General features: G+C 69.2%; 18 protein-coding genes and 1 pseudogene. 9 read left to right on the top strand and 10 right to left on the bottom strand.

The genetic code is table 11. The features are described from left to right. Positions 1-58: 58 nt before the first annotated feature. The 5 genes from BI335_RS15575 to BI335_RS15560 all read right to left on the bottom strand — a co-directional run bounded on the left by BI335_RS15575 (position 59) and on the right by BI335_RS15560 (position 5,338). Positions 59-880, bottom strand: a complete 822-nt coding sequence (locus BI335_RS15575; protein WP_144009133.1) for a hypothetical protein — start codon at positions 878-880, stop codon at positions 59-61. Then, positions 877-2,562 carry a M15 family metallopeptidase gene (locus BI335_RS15570; protein ID WP_144009132.1) on the bottom strand — a complete coding sequence of 562 codons (1,686 nt, stop codon included), beginning with the start codon at positions 2,560-2,562 and terminating at the stop codon, positions 877-879. Before BI335_RS15570 ends, BI335_RS15575 begins: the two co-directional genes overlap by 4 nt. A 157-nt stretch (positions 2,563-2,719) precedes the next feature. Next, the gene (locus tag BI335_RS22125; protein ID WP_208109053.1) at positions 2,720-3,190 is read right to left on the bottom strand and encodes an FAD-linked oxidase C-terminal domain-containing protein; all 471 of its coding nucleotides are present in this window, start codon (positions 3,188-3,190) and stop codon (positions 2,720-2,722) included. A gap of 167 nt (positions 3,191-3,357) precedes the next feature. Then, positions 3,358-4,233 (bottom strand): FAD-binding oxidoreductase, encoded by an 876-nt coding sequence (locus BI335_RS22120; RefSeq protein WP_229119634.1) that lies wholly within the window; start codon positions 4,231-4,233, stop codon positions 3,358-3,360. A gap of 160 nt (positions 4,234-4,393) precedes the next feature. Continuing rightward, a complete protein-coding gene (locus tag BI335_RS15560) occupies positions 4,394-5,338 on the bottom strand; it encodes a LysR family transcriptional regulator (protein ID WP_094360225.1) in 945 nt (314 codons plus the stop codon). Between the two features lie 120 nt (positions 5,339-5,458). Here BI335_RS15560 and BI335_RS15555 point away from each other — a divergent pair, with 120 nt between their 5' ends. Then, on the top strand, positions 5,459-6,469 hold the full coding sequence (locus tag BI335_RS15555; protein ID WP_094432369.1) for an MBL fold metallo-hydrolase: 1,011 nt from the start codon (positions 5,459-5,461) through the stop codon (positions 6,467-6,469). A gap of 77 nt (positions 6,470-6,546) precedes the next feature. Then, positions 6,547-7,869, top strand: a complete 1,323-nt coding sequence (locus BI335_RS15550; RefSeq protein ID WP_208109055.1) for an MFS transporter — start codon at positions 6,547-6,549, stop codon at positions 7,867-7,869. A 199-nt stretch (positions 7,870-8,068) separates the two neighbouring features. Here BI335_RS15550 and BI335_RS15545 read toward each other — a convergent pair whose 3' ends face one another. From BI335_RS15545 to BI335_RS15530, 4 genes and pseudogenes are all read right to left on the bottom strand, one after another. Further along, entirely contained in the window at positions 8,069-9,505 is a 1,437-nt protein-coding gene (locus BI335_RS15545; RefSeq protein ID WP_229118943.1) for a hypothetical protein, read from the bottom strand. Between the two features lie 100 nt (positions 9,506-9,605). Further along, positions 9,606-10,469 (bottom strand): annotated as a pseudogene (gene purU / locus BI335_RS15540) (formyltetrahydrofolate deformylase). A 32-nt stretch (positions 10,470-10,501) separates the two neighbouring features. Then, on the bottom strand, positions 10,502-11,410 hold the full coding sequence (locus BI335_RS15535; RefSeq protein ID WP_229119633.1) for a methylenetetrahydrofolate reductase: 909 nt from the start codon (positions 11,408-11,410) through the stop codon (positions 10,502-10,504). Beyond that, positions 11,397-12,740 carry an MFS transporter gene (locus BI335_RS15530; RefSeq protein ID WP_094432015.1) on the bottom strand — a complete coding sequence of 448 codons (1,344 nt, stop codon included), beginning with the start codon at positions 12,738-12,740 and terminating at the stop codon, positions 11,397-11,399. Before BI335_RS15530 ends, BI335_RS15535 begins: the two co-directional genes overlap by 14 nt. Positions 12,741-12,917: 177 nt before the next feature. On the opposite strand from BI335_RS15530, the gene BI335_RS15525 reads away from it, so the two are divergent. The 6 genes from BI335_RS15525 to BI335_RS15500 all read left to right on the top strand — a co-directional run bounded on the left by BI335_RS15525 (position 12,918) and on the right by BI335_RS15500 (position 19,161). Continuing rightward, the gene (locus BI335_RS15525; protein WP_094432013.1) at positions 12,918-13,700 is read left to right on the top strand and encodes an IclR family transcriptional regulator; all 783 of its coding nucleotides are present in this window, start codon (positions 12,918-12,920) and stop codon (positions 13,698-13,700) included. A gap of 126 nt (positions 13,701-13,826) precedes the next feature. Then, a complete protein-coding gene (locus tag BI335_RS15520) occupies positions 13,827-14,327 on the top strand; it encodes a MarR family winged helix-turn-helix transcriptional regulator (RefSeq protein WP_094360235.1) in 501 nt (166 codons plus the stop codon). Between the two features lie 259 nt (positions 14,328-14,586). After that, positions 14,587-15,162: a hypothetical protein gene (locus BI335_RS15515; RefSeq protein WP_094432011.1), complete on the top strand. Its 576-nt coding sequence runs from the start codon at positions 14,587-14,589 to the stop codon at positions 15,160-15,162. Beyond that, entirely contained in the window at positions 15,159-16,475 is a 1,317-nt protein-coding gene (locus tag BI335_RS22315) for a LamG-like jellyroll fold domain-containing protein (RefSeq protein ID WP_094432009.1), read from the top strand. The genes BI335_RS15515 and BI335_RS22315 overlap by 4 nt, the downstream gene beginning before the upstream one ends. A 107-nt stretch (positions 16,476-16,582) precedes the next feature. Then, complete coding sequence (locus tag BI335_RS15505) at positions 16,583-17,422, top strand: alpha/beta fold hydrolase (RefSeq protein WP_094432007.1); 840 nt, start codon at positions 16,583-16,585, stop codon at positions 17,420-17,422. Between the two features lie 113 nt (positions 17,423-17,535). Continuing rightward, positions 17,536-19,161: a polysaccharide deacetylase family protein gene (locus BI335_RS15500; RefSeq protein WP_144009131.1), complete on the top strand. Its 1,626-nt coding sequence runs from the start codon at positions 17,536-17,538 to the stop codon at positions 19,159-19,161. On the opposite strand, the gene BI335_RS15495 is transcribed toward BI335_RS15500, so the two are convergent. Further along, positions 19,143-19,661: a DUF1707 SHOCT-like domain-containing protein gene (locus BI335_RS15495; RefSeq protein ID WP_094432003.1), complete on the bottom strand. Its 519-nt coding sequence runs from the start codon at positions 19,659-19,661 to the stop codon at positions 19,143-19,145. The two genes, BI335_RS15500 and BI335_RS15495, sit on opposite strands and share 19 nt — an antisense overlap. 160 nt (positions 19,662-19,821) lie before the next feature. Between BI335_RS15495 and BI335_RS15490 the strand changes: the two genes are divergently transcribed. Beyond that, positions 19,822-20,008, top strand: a 187-nt coding sequence (locus BI335_RS15490; protein WP_229119632.1) for a hypothetical protein, incomplete at its 3' end; no start/stop codon positions are given.

The following is a 20,008-nucleotide window of genomic DNA, read 5'->3' as shown; positions in this document are numbered from 1 at the left end:
AACCACACTGGGCCTCCGTCGGATGACGGGGGCCCTTCTTCATGCCCTCGCACGTGGATCAGAACCGCTGCAACTCGGTACCCAGTTGGCGCAGGTCCGGCGTACCACCGAGGGCGATCAGCAGCACCCGATCGCCCTTCACCCGGCCGGCCTCGGACCAGGTCGTCCGGGCGTAGGAGATGTTGCGGCGGGCGGTGAACGAACCCTCGCCCCTGCTCAGATCGGTGACGGTCACCGGGCCGTTGTCCGGGGGGCAGGCGGCCATCCGGTCGATGAATGCGGCGTACCAGCCCTGCGCAGCCTGGGCGTTCGCGAACTGCAGCACCAGGCCGTTTCCGGGCGCCTGGTTCGGACCGGCATAGCTGCCCGCCAGGGCGTACGCCGCCTTGGGCGTCTCCCGCTCGGTCCCGCACATCGGCAGTGCCTGGAAACTCGCCACGGCCGGATCGGTGGCGTGCACCCAGGTGCCGTTCGGGTTGAACTCACCCTCGGTCGGCTTGCCCGGAACCCCTGTGTAGCCAGCGATCGCGCGCGGCAGCGCCGCCTCGTCCAGCGGTCCGGCCGCGGTCGGTGCGGGTACGCCGGAAGGCGCCGGTGTCGGCTGCGGGGCGCCACCGGGGCGCGCCCCGCTCGGCGGCCCGGCACCCGGGGCGTAGGAGATCGACGGCTCGGGCGCCGGATCGCCGGGCCCGGGTCCGGTGGGTACGCCGCCAGCGGGCGTCCCGGGCGGGACGCCGGTCACCGTGGGTGCGGGCGGGGCGGCCGGGGCAGCGGGGGAGGGCGTCGGCGCACCGGACCCACCACCACACCCCGACAAACCCACCAGGGCAAGGAAAGTCAGCGATCCGGCCAGCCCGCGGCGTACCATCGCCACCCTCACCGCATCTCGAAGTGCTGGTAGTCCCGGTCGGCCCACCAGCCACCCCAGAAGTAGCCGTTGTCGGTCAGGTTCCGGGTCATCAACCCACCGTCGAACAGCATCCCCGGGTCTCGCCGATTCCGGTCGATCCACGGGGTGCCGTTGCTCGGCCACCAACGCGACCCGTCGTAGTAGGGGTTCTGCACCGTGTTGATGTCGATCGTCCGACCGTAGGAGTGCGGGCTCATCGAATACGGATTGCCGACCACCGAGCGGCAGAAGAAGCCGGAGGTGTTGTTGGCATACATCTGATCCGGGTCGTTGCCCCAGACGTCCGGGTTGCGCATCTGGAAGATCTGGAAGGAATCCCAGGCGGCACCGGAGAAGGCGCGCACCGTCGGTTCCACGGCGTCCCAGCGCAGCACCATCATCCCGCGGCCGATCCGCCCGCCATAGTTGAGATAGTTCATCTCGACCACCCGCAGCTGGTCGGGGCCGACCGGGCAGCCGGCGCGGAAGGTGCTCTGCACATCACCCGGCCCGGCCTGTCGGACGAACGCGTTGACCCGCACCTGGGTGCGATAGCTGCCGTTGTCGAGGAACAGCAACCGGCCGTTCTGGAAGTCCTGCCCCCAGCCGTCGACGAACCGCCATTCACCGGAGGTCGGGGCGCCCAGGTCACCGCCCTCCCAGCCGCGACGTTCATAGTCGGCGAGCAGGGCGCCGACGACCGGTTGCGCACCGGTGGCCGGGCTCCAGATCAGCAACCCCTTCTCGAAACGCTGCACCCGGGTGCCCCGCTGGCCGTCGAACTCGTCGGAGGTCGGCGCGCCGAGGACACCGCCCTCGGCGCCGAGGGAGTGCCAGCGTTCGCGGATCGACCCGTAGACCTTGTGTGCACCGGTCTGCGGGGTCCAGATGATGGTGGCGTCCCCGCCGGCGTTCCGGCGGAAGAAGCTCAATCGGGAGCGGCCGCCGTCATTGCCGGCGAACTCGTCGGTGGTCGGTACGCCGAAACCGCCCTCGGCACCCTCGGCGTGCCACTTCTGCCGGATCGACCCGCGGACCACGTGCGCGCCGGTGCCCGGGTTCCAGATGATCGTGGTGTCGTTGCGGAACCAGTTCAGATAGGAGCGCCCGTCGTTGCCCTTGAACTCACCCGCGACCGGAATGTCGGCGAACCCGTTCTCCCAGCCGATCTCGCCGTACTTGCGCAGGATGTCGCCGACCAGGTGGGTGGCCCCGACATCGGAGCGCCAGTAGATGTTGCCGCCCTGGAAGCGCTGCACGGTCACGTTCCGGCCGGCGACGAACTCGTTGCTGGTCGGCTTGCCGAGCTGCCCCTGCTCACCGCCCAGTTCGTTGTAGCGCTTGAGGATCTCGCCCTTGACGACGAACTCGTCGGCGGCGCGGGTCTGCGCAGGCCCCGGGCTGGCCGTTGGGCCGGGGGCGGGAGTGGGGGTCGGGCTGGCGCTGGGTGTCGGGCTCGGGGTGAGTGAGCGCGTCGGCGCGACCGAGGGTGGCGTCGTGGTCGGGGTGGCCGACGGCGTACGCCCGGGTGAGGCGCTTGGCGTGGGGGTGGCCGTCGGTGTCGGGGTGGGGCTCGGCGTCGGGGTGGCGATGGCCGGCCCGGTGAGCCCGACGGTCATCGTCAGGCCGATCACCGAGCCGGTGAGGGCGAGGGCAGGGGTGCGGGTGGACAACTCAGGGCTCCTGTTCTGGACCGGACGGGGCGATGAGAGGTTTATCAGCGGCTGACCTGACATCAGACTCTCATACCGACCCCTGACCCCGGTGCAGCCCCCCGCTGTTGGCGTGTGATCTCTGCGTACCGACCGACCGATGAGACCTCACCCGTGGTCAGTGCATCCCGTATCGACCGGGGGAGAGGATCCGGTTCGGGTCGAAGACCCCTTTGAGCTGGTGCAGCACCTCGCGGAACACCTCGTCGCGGTGACTCATCTCCTCGACCTGCATGTCGGCGGGCGCTCGGCCCACCGGATAGCCGATCCGCCGGTACTCGTCCCGCAGCGCCGCACTCGCGGCCGTGACGTCGGCGCACTCCTGGGGATCGCTCGGATCGAACAGGATGCTGTGCAGACCCCGGGAGGCCCGGCCGGCGAAGATGTAGTCGATGCAGGTATCCAGCCCGTGCTCGTCAAGGATCCGGCGAGAGAGCCGCTGATGCTCGAGTGCGACCTCGCCGATCATCGGGGTGGCGGGTGTCAGGGACACGATGCCACCGCCGCGCCAGTCGACCATCGCGGTCTCCGTCTCGGTCGGCCGCCCGCTGTAGGTGTCGATGTGGATCTTCAACTCCGGGCGTTCCAACGCCTCGTCATGGTCGATGTAGCGTCCTTTCCCCGAATCGGTGAAGAGCCTGCGGACCCGATCAAGGGCGGGCGCAATCGATTCCTCGGAGGAACCGTAGAGCGCACCGCTGACGATCCAGGCGCCGATGTCGTGGTCGCGGTGCAGATCACGGCGCAGCTGCGTCGTCAGCGGCCGCGGCAGATCCGGGTAGGGAATATGGGAAGCCAGTGAGTAGAGGTCGCCGGTGGCTTGATCGCCGTCGGTACCAGGCCCGAGAACTTCAACGTACGCGCGATTTCCACGATCTCGGCGATGTCGTCGTCATCGGGGAAGATGAAGAAGAACGAGCGGATCACCGGTGGCCTGGGCATCAGCCAGATCCCCATCCTGGTGACGATCCCCAGATTTGACTGCAGGAAGAGCCCGTCCAGTACCGGCCCGAAGCCGTACTTCGCGATGTGCCAGGTGCGGCTGTCGGGGGATGCACCATCCCCGGTACGTAATACGCGGCCATCGCCGAGCACGACCTCGAGGCCACAGCTGTTCCCGAAATGATCGGCGGCCGGGGTGTAGCCACCGCCCTTGTCCAGGGTGTTGCCGAGCGGCCCGCCGGTCGGTGGGCCCGACGTGGTGTCGCACATCAGGTGGTCCCCCCGGTCGACCAGAAACCCTGCCAGCGCGGCATAACTGACCCCCGGCTCGACGACCACGTAGTTCAAGCGATCGTCGAATTCCAGGATGCGGTCGAGGTGGCGGCCGAGATCGAGGGTGACCGTCCCCGGTGCCACGGCCACCGAGTTGCCGAGGCCGACGTTCTGACCCGTGCTGATCGCATGCAGCGGCACGACGTGCCGACTCGCCAGGCGGACCATCGTCTGCACCTCAGCGGTGCTGCGGGGATATGCCACCGCGGCGGGCAGGCAGGGGCCGCCGGGGAGTTCTGAGTCGCCGTACCGGGTGCGGACCTCGGGCGAATCGCTCACCGCGTCCGGGCCGAGCTCTCGGCGTACGTCGGTCAGGAAGCGGTGAAGTCGTTCATCGGTGGGGTTTGCGGCGGTCACGGCGCCTCCTGATGGTCGAGCCGTTGGAACAGCTGTGGTGATTGGAACGGCAAGTGGTGATCAGCACCCTGCTCCTGTCGCCGCCCGGTCACCAATGCAAGATGCTTGTCCCGTTATGCCCGGTCCGGCATAACGCACCCCGATGCGCCCGGCACGGTGTTCACCCCGGCAGCAGATCACTGGCCGGCGACGGCCTGCCGTTTCCGGCGGCCAGCCCGATGGCCCGCACGACCCGCATCGCGGCAGTGACCCGGGCGCTGGTCGGGCCGCCCGGGCGCCGCACCGCGACCACCGCGTTCGCGGGGAGGTCGTCGGCCAGCGGGATGTAGGCCAGCGGCAGTCCCTCGATGCTGGTCCGTCGCTGGATGACGCCCATGATCAGGGTGTAGCCGAGTCGGCGACCGACGAGCGAACGGATCGTCTCGTGACTGGCCGTGCGGGTCAGCACCTTCGGGGTCAGCCCACGATCGGTGAACGAGGCCAGGGTCAGCTTCGCGTTCGGTTCGACATTGAGCAGGACCAGCGGTTCCTCGGCCAGCTCGGCCAACCGCAGCCTCCGCCGCATCCCGAGCCGATGCCGCGGCGAGATCTGCACCTGGGTGTGGGTCGGCATGATCGGCATCACCTCCAGATCGCGATCGGCCTGGTTCTCCAGCATCAGGGCAAGATCCAGCTCCCCGGCGCGCACCTGGTCCTGCAGCCGATCCGCCGAATCCTCGACCAGGTCGACCTCCAGTCCGGGGTGGGTGTGTTGCAGCCGTTCCAGCAGTTCGGGGACCAGCGCCGGTGACTGGGTGGGGAAGCAACCGACCCGCACGACACCGGTGAGGGTGCCGCGGATCTGCTGGGCCGCGACGCCCAGTTCGGCGACGGCATCCTGGATGGCCCGCGCCCGCCGCACCACCTCGCGCCCGGCCGGGGTCAGCGCGGCCCCCTTGGATCGCCGTCGGACCGTGAGCTGCACGCCGATGATGTGATCCAGCTCGTCCAGCCCGACCGAGACACCGGTCGGGGACATGTGCAGCGCCTTCGCCGCTGCCTGCACCGACCCGTGATCGGCGACCGCCAGCAGGAAACGGAGCTGGCGCAGGGTTGGCTCCTTCATCAGTTCATCTTAGGTAGTTCACCCATTTTCGGTGATTTTCAGTGGGTAACGATCATGCTCGAATGTTCCCACTCGACGCCGGAGCAGCCGGTGTCGGCCGTCTGGAAAGAGGTGGGGGCGATGGCAGCATCGGATCCGGTCGAGGTGATCACCCTCGGAACCGCCGGCGGGCCACGGTGGTGGGGGCAGCGGCCGCGGAGCGGCATCGCGACCGCCGTCACGGTCGGTGACGCGGCCTACCTCATCGACTGTGGCTACGGTGCCGCGGGGCAGCTGCACCGCGCCGGCCTTCGGCTCGACGCGCTGCGCGCGGTGCTGATCACCCACCTGCATTCCGATCACGTCGTCGACCTGCCCGGGCTGATGCTCTTCGGTCATGCCGCGATGCGACCGCGTGCCGAGGGACCGGTACCGGTCTACGGTCCCGGTGACCGCGGTGTGCTGCCGGCCCTGAGCCCCGCGGCGAGCAGCGAGCCCGTGCTGCCGTACCCCAATAATCCGACCCCCGGGACGGCGGCGCTGATCGCGGGCCTGATCGAGTCCTACGGCACCGACGTCACCGACCGGATGCGCGACAGCCTGCGGGGCGATCCGCAGGAACTGTTCACCGGTGTGGACATCGAGCTGCCCGCGGCGGCCGGCTTCCACCCCAACGACAACCCGCACCCGGAGATGGACCCGTTCCTCGTCCACGAGGACGATCGGGTACGCATCACCGCCACCCTGGTCCGCCATCAGCCGATCGCACCCGCCCTGGCGTACCGGATCGATGCCGATGCCGGGTCGGTGGTGGTCTCCGGGGACACCGCACCGAGTGACAACCTGGTACGCCTGGCCCGCGGCGCGGACCTGCTGCTGCACGAGGCGATCGATCTCGACACGATCGAGGCCACCTACCGCCGCCAGGCCCCGCACCGGTTGGCCGCGGTGATGCGGCACCACCGGACCGCCCACACCACGCCGGTCGAGGCCGGTGAGATCGCGGCCCGGGCCGGGGTCGCCCGGTTGGCGCTGCACCACATCGCCCCGGCGGACGCCGACCCCAGTGTCTGGCTCGCCGCCAAGGAAACGTTTCCCGGCACCGTCCTGGTCCCGGACGATCTCCAACTCATTTCCATCGAGCGCGACTGAGCGCACACCTACCGAAAGGACGCCGTATGTCTTCAGAGTCGCAGGCACCGGCACAAGCCAGTCTCAACACACCACAGATGCGCAGGATCCTGTCCTCGGCCTTCCTCGGCAGCGTCATCGAGTTCTATGACTTCTCACTGTTCTCGATCGCGGCCGCGCTCGTCTTCAAGTCGGTCTACTTCGCCGGCCTGTCGCCGACCCTTGCCACCTTCAGCGCCTTCGCCACCCTGGCCACCGGCTATCTTGCCCGGCCGCTCGGTGGGGTCATCTTCGGCCACTTCGGGGATCGCCTTGGACGCAAGAAGATGCTCGTGCTGTCCATGCTGATGATGGGTGCCGGAACCGTCGGCATCGGCCTGCTGCCCGGGGTCGCCCAGATCGGTGCTGCGGCGCCCGTTCTCCTTCTGCTGCTGCGAATCCTGCAGGGGATCGCCGTCGGCGGCGAGTGGGGCGGCGCGGCCACCCTCGCGCTGGAACACGCACCGGGCGGACGTCGTGGCCTGGCCGCGACCTTCGCGAGCTCCGGCGCCCCGGCCGGTGCGCTGCTGGCGACCCTGGTCACCTCATTGTTCACGATGCTGCCGCGGGAACAGTTCCTCGCCTGGGGTTGGCGGGTTCCCTTCCTGCTGAGCTTCGTGCTGGTCATCGTCGGATTGTGGGTACGCGCCTCGGTCTCGGAGAGCCCGATCTTCGTCGCCGCCTCGAAGAAGGCCGAGGAACGGCGCCTGCCGATCGCCCAGGTGCTCACCCAGCACCCGAAGATGGTGATCGTCGGCATCCTCGTCGCCACCGCCCAGTTCACCGTGTCGGGTCTGATGGCCGTCTGGGCCGTCTCCCGCAGTGTCGACGCGGGTGCCAACCAGACCCACGTGCTCAACCTGAAGGCCACCTCCGCGGTGATGCTGCTGGTCGTCTGTTTCGTCGCGGCGATCCTCTCCGATCGCTTCGGCCGCAAGCTGATCATGGGCATCGGCATGGTCGGCATGGCGGTGGCCGCGTACCCGGTGCTGCTGCTGGTCGAATCGGGTACCGCCACCGGTTTCGGGGTGGCCATCATGCTGTCCCAGTTCATGCAGGGATTGATGTTCGGGCCGCTGGCCGGTTACCTGTCGGAACTGTTCCCGACCAAGGTGCGGTTCACCGGTGCCTCGCTGACCTACCAGGGTGGCTCGACGCTCGGCGCCGGGTTCTCCCCGGCGATCGCCACCGCGGTGATCGCTGCCGGCGGGGTGGCCGCGCTCAGCGGACTCTGGGTCGGCGTACTCGCGATCTGTCTGCTGGCCATGATCGTCGCCTCACCGCGGGGCCGGGACAAGGTCGACCTGGAGGCCATCGACGATTCCGCCGAGGGCGAGCCCGCGGTGCCGTCGGCCGAGCCGAAGCAGCCGACCGTCAACTGAACGACCGCCGACGGCAGAGCCCGCCAGGATCTGGGAAACCAGGTCCTGGCGGGCTCTCGTCGTTGTCGGGATCTGCATGTACGCAGGGTTTGCGGGGGAGGTTCATCTCGACACGCTGCCCCGGCTCCGCTTCGCGGCGCCGGGGCAGCTACTCGATGAACGTGGGGTTCCTCCCTCGCTCAGCCAGCGGAGGGCGGGGTCAGCGCGAACCGCCGACGGCGGAGCGCTGCAGCTGCTGGGTGAGCTTCGAGTAGGGGGCGGGTGCCACGGTGGCGCGCACCTGGGTCTGCTCGTGCTGCTCGACCTGCGGCTTGCGCGAACCACCGTTCGGTTCGCCCCAGGTGATCACCAGCTCGGTCCCGGGCTCGGCGTACGCCTGATCCAGCATGGCGATCGAGAGCGCCTCGCCCTCGGGGTTCAGGTAGCCGGCATGGCAGGAGACGCCGGCGGGCTTCCCGTCGGGAGTGGTCACGCTGTCGAACTGGTTCCACGCGTAGTAGGTGATCGGGAAGTCCAGCGACTTGAAGCGGGGACCCTCGCCGAGCTGGGAGTCGAAGACCTTGTCGACGTCCTCGTGGTTCCACACCAGCGTCATCCGCTTGCGCCGGTCGGCCGGATCCAGCGCCTCCAGCGCCTCACGACCGATGAAGTCGTGGTCGAACTTCACCAACCGCTCGTAACCGAGGTCGTAGGGCGTCGCGTAGTAGTCGGTGATGTCGGAGGAGACGAAGCTGCCACCGAGGTTGGTGCTGGCCTCCCAGGTGTTCGCGGGCAGCCACTCCCGGTAGCCGCGCAGCGACTCGTCGTCGAAGATCGCCGGCACCGGGTACGCCATCCAGCCGCTCTGCATCGGGGTGCTGAAGTACGCCTGGGTCCCCGCCGGTACCAGCCCGTGCTTGCGGCCGGCTTCGATCAGCGCCGCACGCACGGTGTCGTGGTGCTCGTAGGGGCCGGAGAGCTCGACGCCCTTGTTCCCGGCCATGCCGTGCCGCAGCACGAGCACCTCGACACCGGCGATCTTCACCTTCGCGGTCCGGAAGAAACCGATCTCGGGCGCCTCGCCCTCGACGGCGTCGGCGAAGATGTCCCCGGCATTGGGGCCGTCGAGCTGGAAGCGGAAGTTGACCCGGCGACCGGTGGGGTTGGCGGTGCTGTGGTTGTCGCGGGTCACCGTGACGTCGTAGTCACCGGTCTCGGCGTTGTAGTGCACCCAGTTGAGCAGCGGCATCCCCGACACCAGCTCGAACTTCTCCTCACCGAGCCGGTAGGCGACGCAGTCGCCGATGACCCGGCCGCTGGGTGCACAGGCCACGTACTGCTTGGCCCGATCAGTGGTGAAGTTCGCCAGCGAGTTGACGCCCAGTCGCTCCAGCAACCGGAACGCGTCCGGGCCCTCGAGGAAGAGCTCGGGCATGTGGTGCGACTGGTGGAACAGCACCGCCGTCTCGTTCCAGGCGCGCTGCTCATCGCGCCAGTTGGTGTACGCCGGTGGGATGAACGCACCGGTCCTGGTCACCCCGGCCCGGCTGAAGTGCGGGGACTGGGTGTCGTTGTAGAAGTAGTCGACCAGCGTGGGGAGGTCGCCGACCTCGTCCATCAGCTGCTGCAGGGATCCGTCGCCGGTAGGTGTGGTCACTGTGGTGGTTCCTCTCTGTGTCCGGCGGGAGCTTGCGCCATCGCCGGTGTCGGTCAGTTGGGTTTCGCTTGGGTTGAAACGGTGCGCGGGCGCGATCAGGTCAGAGCACCACGGTGCGGTTGCCGTTGCGGATCACGCGGTCCTGGCAGTGCCAGAGCACCGCACGGGACAGGACCTGTCGTTCGACATCGGCACCCCGACGGGTCAGTTCGTCGACGGTTTCCCGGTGGGAGACCCGGACGACGTCCTGTTCGATGATCGGCCCCTCGTCCAGGTCCTCGGTCAACGTAGTGCGCGGTGGCGCCGATCAGTTTGACCCGCGCTCCTTCGCCTTCCGATAGGGCCCGGCGCCGATGAAGGCCGGCAGGAACGAGTGATGGATGTTGATCACCGGGACCCCCACCTCCTCGAGGAAGGTCCGTGACAGCACGCGCATGTATCGAGCCAGCACGACGAAGTCGACGTTGCCGACCAGCAGCTTGAGCATCTCCCGTTCCGGGCCCTCGCGGTCCTCCCCGGCGCTGGGCACGTGGAAGAAGGGAATGCCGAGGAACCGGACGTCCTCGGCGACATCCTGGTGGTTGGAGATCACCATAGGCACCAGGATCGGCAGTTCGCCGCGACGCTGCCGCCACAGCAGATCCAGCAGGCAGTGGTCGGACTTCGAGGCCAGGATGCCCACCCGCAGCGGGACCGACAGGTCGCGTACCCGCCATTGCAGGCCGAGCCCGGTGCCGACGGTCTTCTCCATCGTGTCGCGGAGTTCCGGCATCCTCGCGGTCAACCCGGGAAGCTCGAAAACCACTCGCTGGAAGAAATTTCCGCCCTCCGGGTCGTCGGTGTGCTGGGCCAGCGACACGATGTTGGCGCCGAGCCCGGTCAGCTCGCTGGTCACCGCCGCGACGATGCCCGGCCGGTCCGGGCCGTGCACGATCAACGAGGCATGATCGGGCGGCAGACCCATCGCCGCAGCGCGGGCTTCCTTCATCCTGGTCATCAGAACTCCTCCGAGTGGTCGTCGATCCATCTGGCGGTGGCCGGCACCCCGCCGAAGGTGTAGAAGTGCAACAGCACCTGGCCGTGGATGTCCGGCTCGAGTCCGTCGTCGAGTGCATGCAGGAACTTCTCCGGACCGGCGGTGCCGATCAGGCTGGTCAGCGACAGTCCGTATTTCTGCGCGATCCCGGCCGAGGAGGCGACGCCGAAGCGGCGGGCGTAGCCGAGCAGCCGTTTGATGCCGGCCGGGCCCGGTACGCCGACGCGGACCGGTGCGCCGATGCCGCGCCCCCGCAGACCGCGGATCCAGCCCAGCACCGGTTCGGCGTCGAATCCGAACTGGGTGATGATCGATGCGGCCATCCCTCGTTCGGCGATCGCATCGAGCTTGAGTCCCATCGCCTCCGCCAGGTCGGCGTCGGCGATCTTCGGGTGCCCCTCCGGATATCCGGCGATGCCCACACTGCGCACGCCGTGCTCTTCGAGTACGCCGGTCTCGATCAGCGACAGCGCATCCGGGAAGGGGCCCTCCGGGCTCGGCGGGTCGCCCCCGATCAGGAACACCTCCTCGACGGCACCGGCCTGCTGGTATGCGGCCAGGGTCTCGGTCAGCTCCGCGGCGGATCCGATGCGGCGTGCCGACAGGTGCGGGACCGGGTGGAATCCCAACGACAGCACCGATTCCGCGGCCCGTAGCCTGACCGCGGCGTCCTCGTTGGCCAGATAGGTGATGTTGACCGCCGTGCCGCGGGGCAGCAGCGGCGCGGCCTCGATGAGGGCGGGGACATCCTTTCCGGTGATCTCCACCGAGAAGCCCTCGAGCAGGCCGGGCGTGTGTGCGGTTGCTGGGTCGATCATCGTCTGCTTGTCCGAAATCCTTGTCTGCTTGGAGTTCTCAGTTGCCGGCATCGGTCTGCTCCCGTCCCGCGGCAGCGGCTCGGGCGATCGCCGGGATGGTGACCAGGGTGAGCAGCAGCAGGACCACCACATAGGCGGTGACCGGCCAGACGCGGCCGGTGACCAGCATCAGCCAGGAGGCCATGAAGGGGGCCAGGCCACCGCCGAGCAGGGCGCCGAGCTGATAGCTGAGCGAGGTGCCCGAATAGCTGACCCGGGTCGGGAACAGGTCGGCGAGGATGCTGCCCTGGCCGGTGTGTGCGATCGGCAGGATCACCCCGAGCAGCACCGAGGCAACGATCAGCGCCGGGACCGAACGCAGACCGAGCAGCGGCAGGTAGAGCGGCATCGCGACCAGCAGGGTGATGGTGCCGATCAGGAAGAGCCGGCGCAGCCCGCTGCGGTCGGCCATCCGCCCCCAGAAGGGGATGCTGATCGCCCAGAGCACCCCGACAATGAGCACACCGGTGAGCACCTGGGAACGGGTGAAGCCGAGCCGGGTGGTGCCGTAACCGAGGGAGAAGGTGAGCACGATGTAGGTGGTCGCCGAATGGCCGACCAGGACGCAGATGCCGAGCAGCACCTGCTTGGGATAGTTCTTGAGGACCCGCAGCAGCGGCACCTCCTCCTGCTCGGGTGCCTGCTGCTGCGCCTTGACGAAGGCGGGTGTCTCCGGGACCCGCGACCGGATGAACAGGCCGACGCCGAGCAGCACCACGCTGGCGACGAACGGCAGGCGCCAACCCCAGGACAGGAACGCCTGGTCCGACATCAGGTTCGACACGATCAGCACGACGACGTTGCCCAGGATCAGACCCAACGGGGTGCCGATCTGCGGGAACGAGCCATAGAACCGGCGCTTCTCCGGGGGCGCTGCTTCGACCGCCAGCAGGACCGCGCCACCCCACTCGCCACCGATCGCGATGCCCTGCAGCAATCGGCAGATGACCAGCAGGATCGGTGCCCACAGGCCGATCTGGGCGTGTGTCGGCAGCAGGCCGATCGCCACCGTGGTGCCGCCCATCAGCATCAGCGACACGATCAGGGTCGACTTGCGGCCCAATCGGTCGCCGAAGTGCCCGAACAGCATGCCGCCGATCGGCCGGGCCGCGAATCCGATGGCCAGGGTGAGATAGGACATCAACTGCTGCCACGACTCGGGCAGCGGGGCGAAGAAGGCCGCGCTGAAGACCAGCGCGGCGGCCGTCCCGTAGAGGAAGAAGTCGTACCACTCGATGGTCGATCCGACCAGGCTGCTGACCGCCGCCCGACGCGCGTAGCGGGCATCGATGCCCGCCGCCGCGGTGGACTCCTGCTGGTCGCCCGTGCTCACTGTGTTCATGTCCACCTTTCGCGGCTCACCTGCGCTGGGAGCCGTTGCCGCCCTGCAACAGGGCAAGTAGAGCCGGTCGGGTCCGGCCGCGGTAGGGGTGGTGTTTCACTCAGTGGCACGTTTCGAATATTCTTCCCCGAACCGGTGCGGCAGGGGTCGCGGCAGCGGGGGATGGGGAGTCGAGCGATGGCCGGAAATGCGCGCGAGCCGGCGCGGACGGTGACCAACAAGGTGGTCGCCGTGCTCACCGCGTTCGGGCGCACCGATGGACCGCTCAGCCTGGCCGAGGTGCGCCGAGCGACCGGGCTGCCGGCCGCGACCGCGCTGCGGCTGCTGCGCGAACTCACCGCCGGTGGCCTGCTGGTCAGGGAGGACAGTGGCAGCTACCGGGCCAGCACCCTGCTCTGGGAGATCGGCTCCCGCACCGCCCGGCGCGGGGACATCCGCGATGCGGCGCTGCCCTACCTGGAGGACCTGTTCATCGCCACCGGTCAGAATGTCCAGCTCGCGGTGCTGAGCGGCACCCACGCCCTGGTGGTCGAGAAGATCCACGGGCGCGACTCGGTGACGATGGCATCCCTGGTCGCCTCCCGACTCGCCCTGCACGCGACCGGGGTGGGGAAGGTGCTGCTCGCCTATGCCGGACCGGAGCTCTTCGAGCGGCTCGTCGCCGAGGGGCTGGAGCGCTTCACCCCGAACACCATCGTCGATCCGGGCCGCCTCGCCCGGGCGCTGGAACGTGCGCGCGAGGCCGGGGTGGTCTATCAGTTGGAGGAGCGGGAACTGGGCCTGATCTCGGTCGCCGCCCCGGTCTGGGGCCCGAACCAGCGCGTGGTCGCCGCGCTCAGTGTCAGCACTCGCGCCTCGTCGACGGTGCTGCGCCGGCTCACGCCGGCGGTCGTCACCGCGGCGCGCGGGGTGTCCCGGGCGCTCGCGGGGCCCGCCGCCGCGGCTCGGCGCGGCCGCTAGTCAGCACGAGTCGTCTCGATGCAGGACTAGCTCGCCAGCCATCAATCTTGATAGGCGAGCTATTTAATGTTAGAGTAATGGATCACCTGCACTCGGGGGTCCCGAACCGCGAAAGGAAGCGCACCGTTGTCCAGCAATCCCAGTTCCACCGACGGGCTCAGTCCGGCCGTCATCTCGGCCGCGGCCATGCACTCGGCCGAACTGCTCACGCTGATCGACCGGCTCGGCCGGCTCAGCATGGCCAATGAGCGGATGCGTGCCGAGCTCGCCAAGGAACTCAAGATGACGCTGCACGAGCTGAACGCGCTCATCTATGTCGAGTACGAGCGGCGGATCACCCCCAAGGCGCTGGCGCAGAAGCTGTCGATGAGCACCGGGTCGGTGACCGCGCTGATCGACCGGTTGACCGAGAGTGGCCTGGTGCTGCGCAGCCCGCACCCGCGCGACCGGCGCAGCGTGCTGCTCAGCCTGACCCCGCAGGGGGATGAGGTGATGACCCAGATCATCGACCGGTACGCCGCCACCACCCTGGGTGCACTGAAAGATGCCGACCCGCAGCGGCTCCTCGCTGCCAGTGCCTTCGTCGACGACCTCACCAACGCGATGGTGGCCAGTCAGGACGCCTGAGCGTCCTGCCCGCCTGCAGATCAGACCGCCCCGGCCGATACGGCCGGGGCGGTCTTTTCGTTGCCCGGGTGCCTGCGGGCCAGGTCGATCTGGCGACATGTTCACTCGACATGCGCGTAACTCGTGATCCGTGTCACTCTTCAATAGAGTAGTTTGACAAACGAGTGATTCGGAATCTAGTGTTTCTGTTGTCGGCCGGAGAGCCGGCCCGAACCTCGACTCAGCTCCACTCATCCGACCCGAAGGAACCGCTACCGCCATGAGCCAGCAGACCCCCTCCCGCAAGATCGCCCGCATCGCCCCCTGGGCCGCCATCCCCGCCGCCCTGATCGTCAGCGGCCTGATCGTCTCCCAGGCCTCCTACTCCGCCTTCAGCGCCAAGACCGAGAACACCGGCAACAGCTGGGAGACCGGCAGCGTGAAGCTGACCGACGACGACCGCGGCGCCGCGCTGTTCACCGTCAAGAACCTGCGGCCCGGCCAGCAGGGCGAGAAGTGCATCACCGTCACCTCCGACGGCACCTCGCCCTCGCGGGTCAAGCTGTACGCCGCCAACGCCAAGGCCACCAACCAGCTCGACCAGTACATCTCGATCAAGGTCGTCCAGGCCACCAGCTGCGGGGCCGGCGGCACCACCATCGTGGACGGGCCGATGGCCAAGTTCGCCGCCGGCCCGACCAACTACGCCAACGGCGTCGGCGACTGGAACACCACCGGCAACAAGGGTGAGATCCGGACCTACATGATCACCTACCGTTTCCCCGACGACGCCCCGAACAGCACCCAGGCCAGCACCGCCGCGCTGGACTTCGTCTGGGAGGCGCAGAACCTGTGAACACCACGACCTGGCCGGGCCTGATCCTCCTGGTGGCCGCCCGCACGGTGCTCTTCGCCGTGCTCGGGATGGCTGTCTGGGCGGTCACCCCGCTCGCACTCGGCTGGACCTCGACCACCGTCGTCACGGGATCGATGGCCCCGGCCATCAACGCCGGCGACGTCGTGGTCAGCATGCCGATGGCGGGCGCGGACGTCGAGCCCGGCCGGGTCGTGCTGGCCAATGACCCCGACCACGCGGACCGGCTCCGGCTGCACCGGATGCTGGAGCGCAACCCCGAGGGTGCGCTGATCCTGCAGGGGGACGCCAACCCCGAGCCCGACTCCAGCCCGATCGGCAACGAAGAGGTACGCGGTATCGGCGTGATCCGGGTCCCGTGGCTGGGTCTGCCGCTGGTCTGGCTCCGGGCCGGCGCGATGGGCCCGCTGGTCGCCACCACGGCCGCCCTCGCCGTCCTCTGTGCGATCGGCTCCGGGCAGCTCCAGCAGGTCCGCCGCCCCGCCGCGATCGCCCTGGCCGGCACCCTGGCCGCCCTCGGCGTACTCGCCGTCGCCACCCTGCCGCCGACCGCCTCGGCCGCCTTCAGCGCGAAGACGCAGTCCACGGCGGCCTTCGCCACCGCCGCGGTCGTCGACTACGGCAACCTGATCCGCGCCGCGAAGCCGATCGTCTTCTGGGAGGGTGACACCGCCGATCCCGCCCTGGACACCAGCGGCACCTCCGCCAGCACCGACAACGCGGGCCTGACGACGCAGACCGGTGCCGGTCGCACCGGACGTGGGGGAGCGGTCTATCTGGCCCGCCCGACCGGTGGGATGGATCTCGCGAAGCGTTTCCCGGGGCCCGGGCCGCAGTCCTTCACCCTCGAACTCTGGTTCAAGACCGGCGTCCAGGGCCAGGGCGGGCGGCTGATCGGTTACGGCGAGAGCCGGGCTCCGCGGAGCTCGTGGCTCTATGACCGCGCGATCTACCTGACCACCGATGGACGCATCATCTACGGCAACGACGGTTACGGCCCGAACCGGCTGGAGACGAAGTCGCGTTACGACGACGGTCAGTGGCACCACATCGTCGCCACCCGGGACGCCTCCGGGATGCGGCTGATCGTGGACGGCACCGCACTGAGCCGTGAGGCCGCCTCCGTGCAGTCCTATGACGGGCACTGGCGGGTCGGCTACGACAATCTGAGCGGCTGGCCGTCGGCGCCCTCGCTGAAGTCCTTCCCCGGTTGGGCGGACGACATCGCGATCTATGACCGGGCGCTCACCGTCACCGAGGCGCAGGAGCACTACAAGGCCGGCCGGCCGAGCTGACCGGTTCTCCGGCGAGCACTTCCCCGCAACAGGGCCCGTTCCACCGTGCGATCCGCACACCGGAACGGGCCCTGTCGTCGCTCCGGGCGTCGTGCCACGATCGGCGCATGCAGAGTGGCGAGCCCGCGCAGGGCGAGAATCCCGAGATCGGCAAGAGCGTCCAGACCGGTGCGATCCGGACCAACTATCTCGAGCAGGGCAGCGGTGCGCCGCTGTTGCTGCTGCACGGTTCCGGCCCCGGGGTGAGTTCCTACGCCAACTGGCGGCTGGTGCTCGACCCGCTGGCCGAGCATTCCCGGGTGCTCGCCCCTGACCTGGCCGGTTTCGGCTACACCGAGATCCCCGAGGGCCAGGAGTTCTCCCGCGAGGCCTGGTTGCGGCAGATCGTCGACTTCCTCGACGCCCTCGACCTCGAGCGGGTCAGTGTGGTCGGCAACTCCTTCGGCGGGTCGATGGCGCTGGCGCTGGCCATCGCCCACCCCGACCGGGTCGACAAACTCGTGCTGATGGGCAGCGTCGGCGTACCGTTCGAACTCACCGACGGACTGGACGCGGTCTGGGGCTACGAACCCTCGCCGGAGGCGATGGGCCGCCTGATGCGCGAGGTGTTCGCCCACGACGCCTCGTTCATCACCGACGACATGGTGCAGTCCCGCTACACCGCCAGCCTGCGCACCCAGGACGCGTTCGCCCGGATGTTCCCCGCCCCGCGGCAGCGCTGGGTCGATGCGATGGCACACCCCGAGGCCGACATCCGCGGCATCACCGCGCCGACGCTGATCGTCCACGGGCGCGATGACAAGGTGATCCCGCTGACGAACTCGCTGACCCTGCTGGACTGGATCGACGACTCCCAGGCGCACCTCTTCGGCCGCTGTGGGCACTGGACCCAGATCGAGTACGCCGCCGAGTTCAGCGAGCAGGTGAACGCCTTCCTGGCCCGCTGACCGGAGCCGGGTTCTCACCGGCCGATGACTCATCTGATGGTGAAATACGGTGCGGTGTCCGGCGGCGGGTGACGATGTGAAGATTGACCGTCGCTGCGCTTAGACTCGCCGCCGTGCTTAGGGTTCGTTCATATTTCGGGGTAATCGCCATCGGCGGCCTGGTGCCGATTCTGCTCGCCTCCTGCGGTACGCCGCCGGCGCCGAAGACGGCCGATCCGAACGCCAAACCAGTGGGCAGCCAGCAACCGACGGCTGCCGCCCCGGAGGCCCGATTCGTCGAGGTGGACAACGCCAAGGTGTCCTCCCTGCAGTCAGTGACCCTGCGCGACGATTCCCGCCAGGTGGTCGCCGAGGTGCCGCAGGTGCCGAAGGCGCGCAACCTGACCCAGGCCGTCGAGGTGGTCCGGGAGAAGCAGTTGCGGCTGGCGCACTGGGCGAAGGCCGACCAGGTCGAGATCCGGGCCAAGGTGATCGCCAGCTCCCCGGACGCGGTCGGCGTGGTGCTGAAGAGCGTCAGCACCGAGGGCGGCCAGCAGGTCGAGCGGCCGGCCACCCTCTGGTACGACCCGAGCACCGCCCAGACCTTCTCCTCCCCGATCCTGATCGAAGAGACCAAGTGGGCCGATTTCGCCAGGGCGGTCACCGAGGCGGGGGGCCAGCAGAAGCTGGATCCGGCCAAGGTCTCCGCCGCACTCGCCGACGCCCCGGCCCCGCAGGGCACCGGCCCGGCGATGGGGTTCGACCCGGACGGCAACGTGGTGCTGAAGTTCGGCAGCGGCGTCCTCGATGCGAAACCCGAGGGACTCGTGCTGCCCAAGGACCGGGTCGCCGGACTGCTGTCGGCGTACGGGATGAACGCCCAGGCGGCCGCCACCCGCCCCGCCGACTACACCGCCACCGCCACCCCGAAGGCGACGCCCGAGAAGAACCCGAGCGCCGCGCCGGGCTCGGCCACCCCGGGTTCCGCCGGCACCGCGACCCCGGGCGCCACGCCCGCGGGCTCGGCCACCCCGCGCGCGACCGCGACCCCCGGCGGCAGCGCCACCCCCGCCCCGGGGGAGCGTCCCTCCACCGCGGTCGGCCCGGACTGCCGGGTGCTGAAGTGCGTCGCGCTGACCTATGACGACGGCCCCGCGGCCGGTACGCCGAAGGTGGTGCAGGCCCTCGACGATGCGAAGGCGGCCGCCACCTTCTTCCAGATGGGGCAGAGCATCAAGGCCTACCCGGACAACGTCCGGCTGGTCGCCAGCAGTGGCTACGAGGTCGGCAACCACTCCGCCAACCACCCGGACCTGGCCAAGCTGAGCGGCACCAAGCTGCGCGAGGAGACCCTCGGCAACAGCGACCGGCTGGAGGCCATCACCGGCCGCAAGCCGCTGCTGTTCCGCCCGCCCTACGGCTCGCACAAGGACGCCACCGACAAGGTGATCGCCGAGGGCGGGATGGCGATCATCAACTGGAACGTCGACACCATGGACTGGCAGACCAAGAGCACCGCCAAGACCGAGAACAGTGCCATCTACCAGGGCCTGGCCAAGCCGTCGTCGATCGTGCTGATGCACGACATCCACGACAGCACGGTCGCCGCCGCGCCGACGATCGTCAAGGATCTGCAGGACAGGGGCGCGACCCTGGTCACGGTCTCGGAGCTGACGGTCAACTCCGGTGGCGTGTACGCCGGCCACGGCTACTGCACCGGCACCAACGTGCCGCAGACCGGTTACGGCTGCAAGGGCTGACGCCCGCCCGGCTGCGGAGCGGACCGCCGCTCGGCCCGGTCAGTCAGGCACATCCGGGTCAGCGTCGCACCGGAGAAGGCGGCCAGGCTGCCGCCGACCAGGGAGAAGAGGAAGATCCCCGGGCTGAACATCATCGCCCCGAGCAGCATCAGCAGCACCACCGGGATCGCCAGCAGGCCGCCGAGCATGGTCAACGCGAAGAACAGATCGCGGACCGGGTGGGACTGCACCGGGCGCGCCGGTGCCGGGGCCGGTGGTGGCGGGGGAAGTTGCGGCAGGTCGGCGAAGAGCCGATCCAGTTCCGGTTCGGTTCGCGCTGCGACCGCCGTCGACAACCGCTCCTCGAACTCGTCGTGGCCGAGTCGGCCGGCGGTGAAGTGCCGGTTCAACAGCTCACAGGCCTCGGCACGCTCGGCGTCCCCGATCCGCATCGCGGGCGGCGGCGGTTGCCGCCGGGGGAAGCTCGCGAACGGGAAGGGTGGCTGCATCGGGACCGTCATGACCCCATTCTTCGCGGCCTGTGGGTCACCCCGGAACCGATCATCCCGAATGCGGGACCCTCGGCGGAGGGTGCCGGCGAACCGGCGACCACGGTCGCAGCGGACGATCCCACCACGGGCTGGTTCGCGACTGCCCCCGGCACTGCCTAGCCTGTGAGCCGTGCCCGGAGAACCCGCGATCCAACCCCGGCCGCCGGCCGAACGCCGCCGGCTGCGGCGCACCGCGCTGCTCACCGGGATGCTCGCGGCCGCGGTGGTGCTGGTGGCCGCGGTGCTGGTGCTGCGCCAGGGTCTCGGCGGTCCCGCCGCGGGCCCGGCCGCCGGGCCCGGTACGCCGCAGCGGCCGG

Origin of the sequence: Enemella evansiae, from assembly GCF_002250705.1 — a bacterium.
Lineage (GTDB): Bacteria > Actinomycetota > Actinomycetes > Propionibacteriales > Propionibacteriaceae > Enemella > Enemella evansiae.
This window is presented reverse-complemented; position numbering and strand designations above follow the sequence as displayed.

Bases quoted from the DNA above. Each gene is read 5' to 3' on its own strand.
- BI335_RS15560 (WP_094360225.1), bottom strand. From the start codon at position 5,338: ATGAAGGAGCCAACCCTGCGCCAGCTCCGTTTCCTGCTGGCGGTCGCC.
- BI335_RS15525 (WP_094432013.1), top strand. From the start codon at position 12,918: ATGGCCGGAAATGCGCGCGAGCCGGCGCGGACGGTGACCAACAAGGTG.
- BI335_RS15535 (WP_229119633.1), bottom strand. From the start codon at position 11,410: ATGCCGGCAACTGAGAACTCCAAGCAGACAAGGATTTCGGACAAGCAG.
- BI335_RS15505 (WP_094432007.1), top strand. From the start codon at position 16,583: ATGCAGAGTGGCGAGCCCGCGCAGGGCGAGAATCCCGAGATCGGCAAG.
- BI335_RS15550 (WP_208109055.1), top strand. From the start codon at position 6,547: ATGCGCAGGATCCTGTCCTCGGCCTTCCTCGGCAGCGTCATCGAGTTC.
- BI335_RS15495 (WP_094432003.1), bottom strand. From the start codon at position 19,661: ATGACGGTCCCGATGCAGCCACCCTTCCCGTTCGCGAGCTTCCCCCGG.
- BI335_RS15515 (WP_094432011.1), top strand. From the start codon at position 14,587: ATGAGCCAGCAGACCCCCTCCCGCAAGATCGCCCGCATCGCCCCCTGG.
- BI335_RS15555 (WP_094432369.1), top strand. From the start codon at position 5,459: ATGGCAGCATCGGATCCGGTCGAGGTGATCACCCTCGGAACCGCCGGC.
- BI335_RS15530 (WP_094432015.1), bottom strand. From the start codon at position 12,740: ATGAACACAGTGAGCACGGGCGACCAGCAGGAGTCCACCGCGGCGGCG.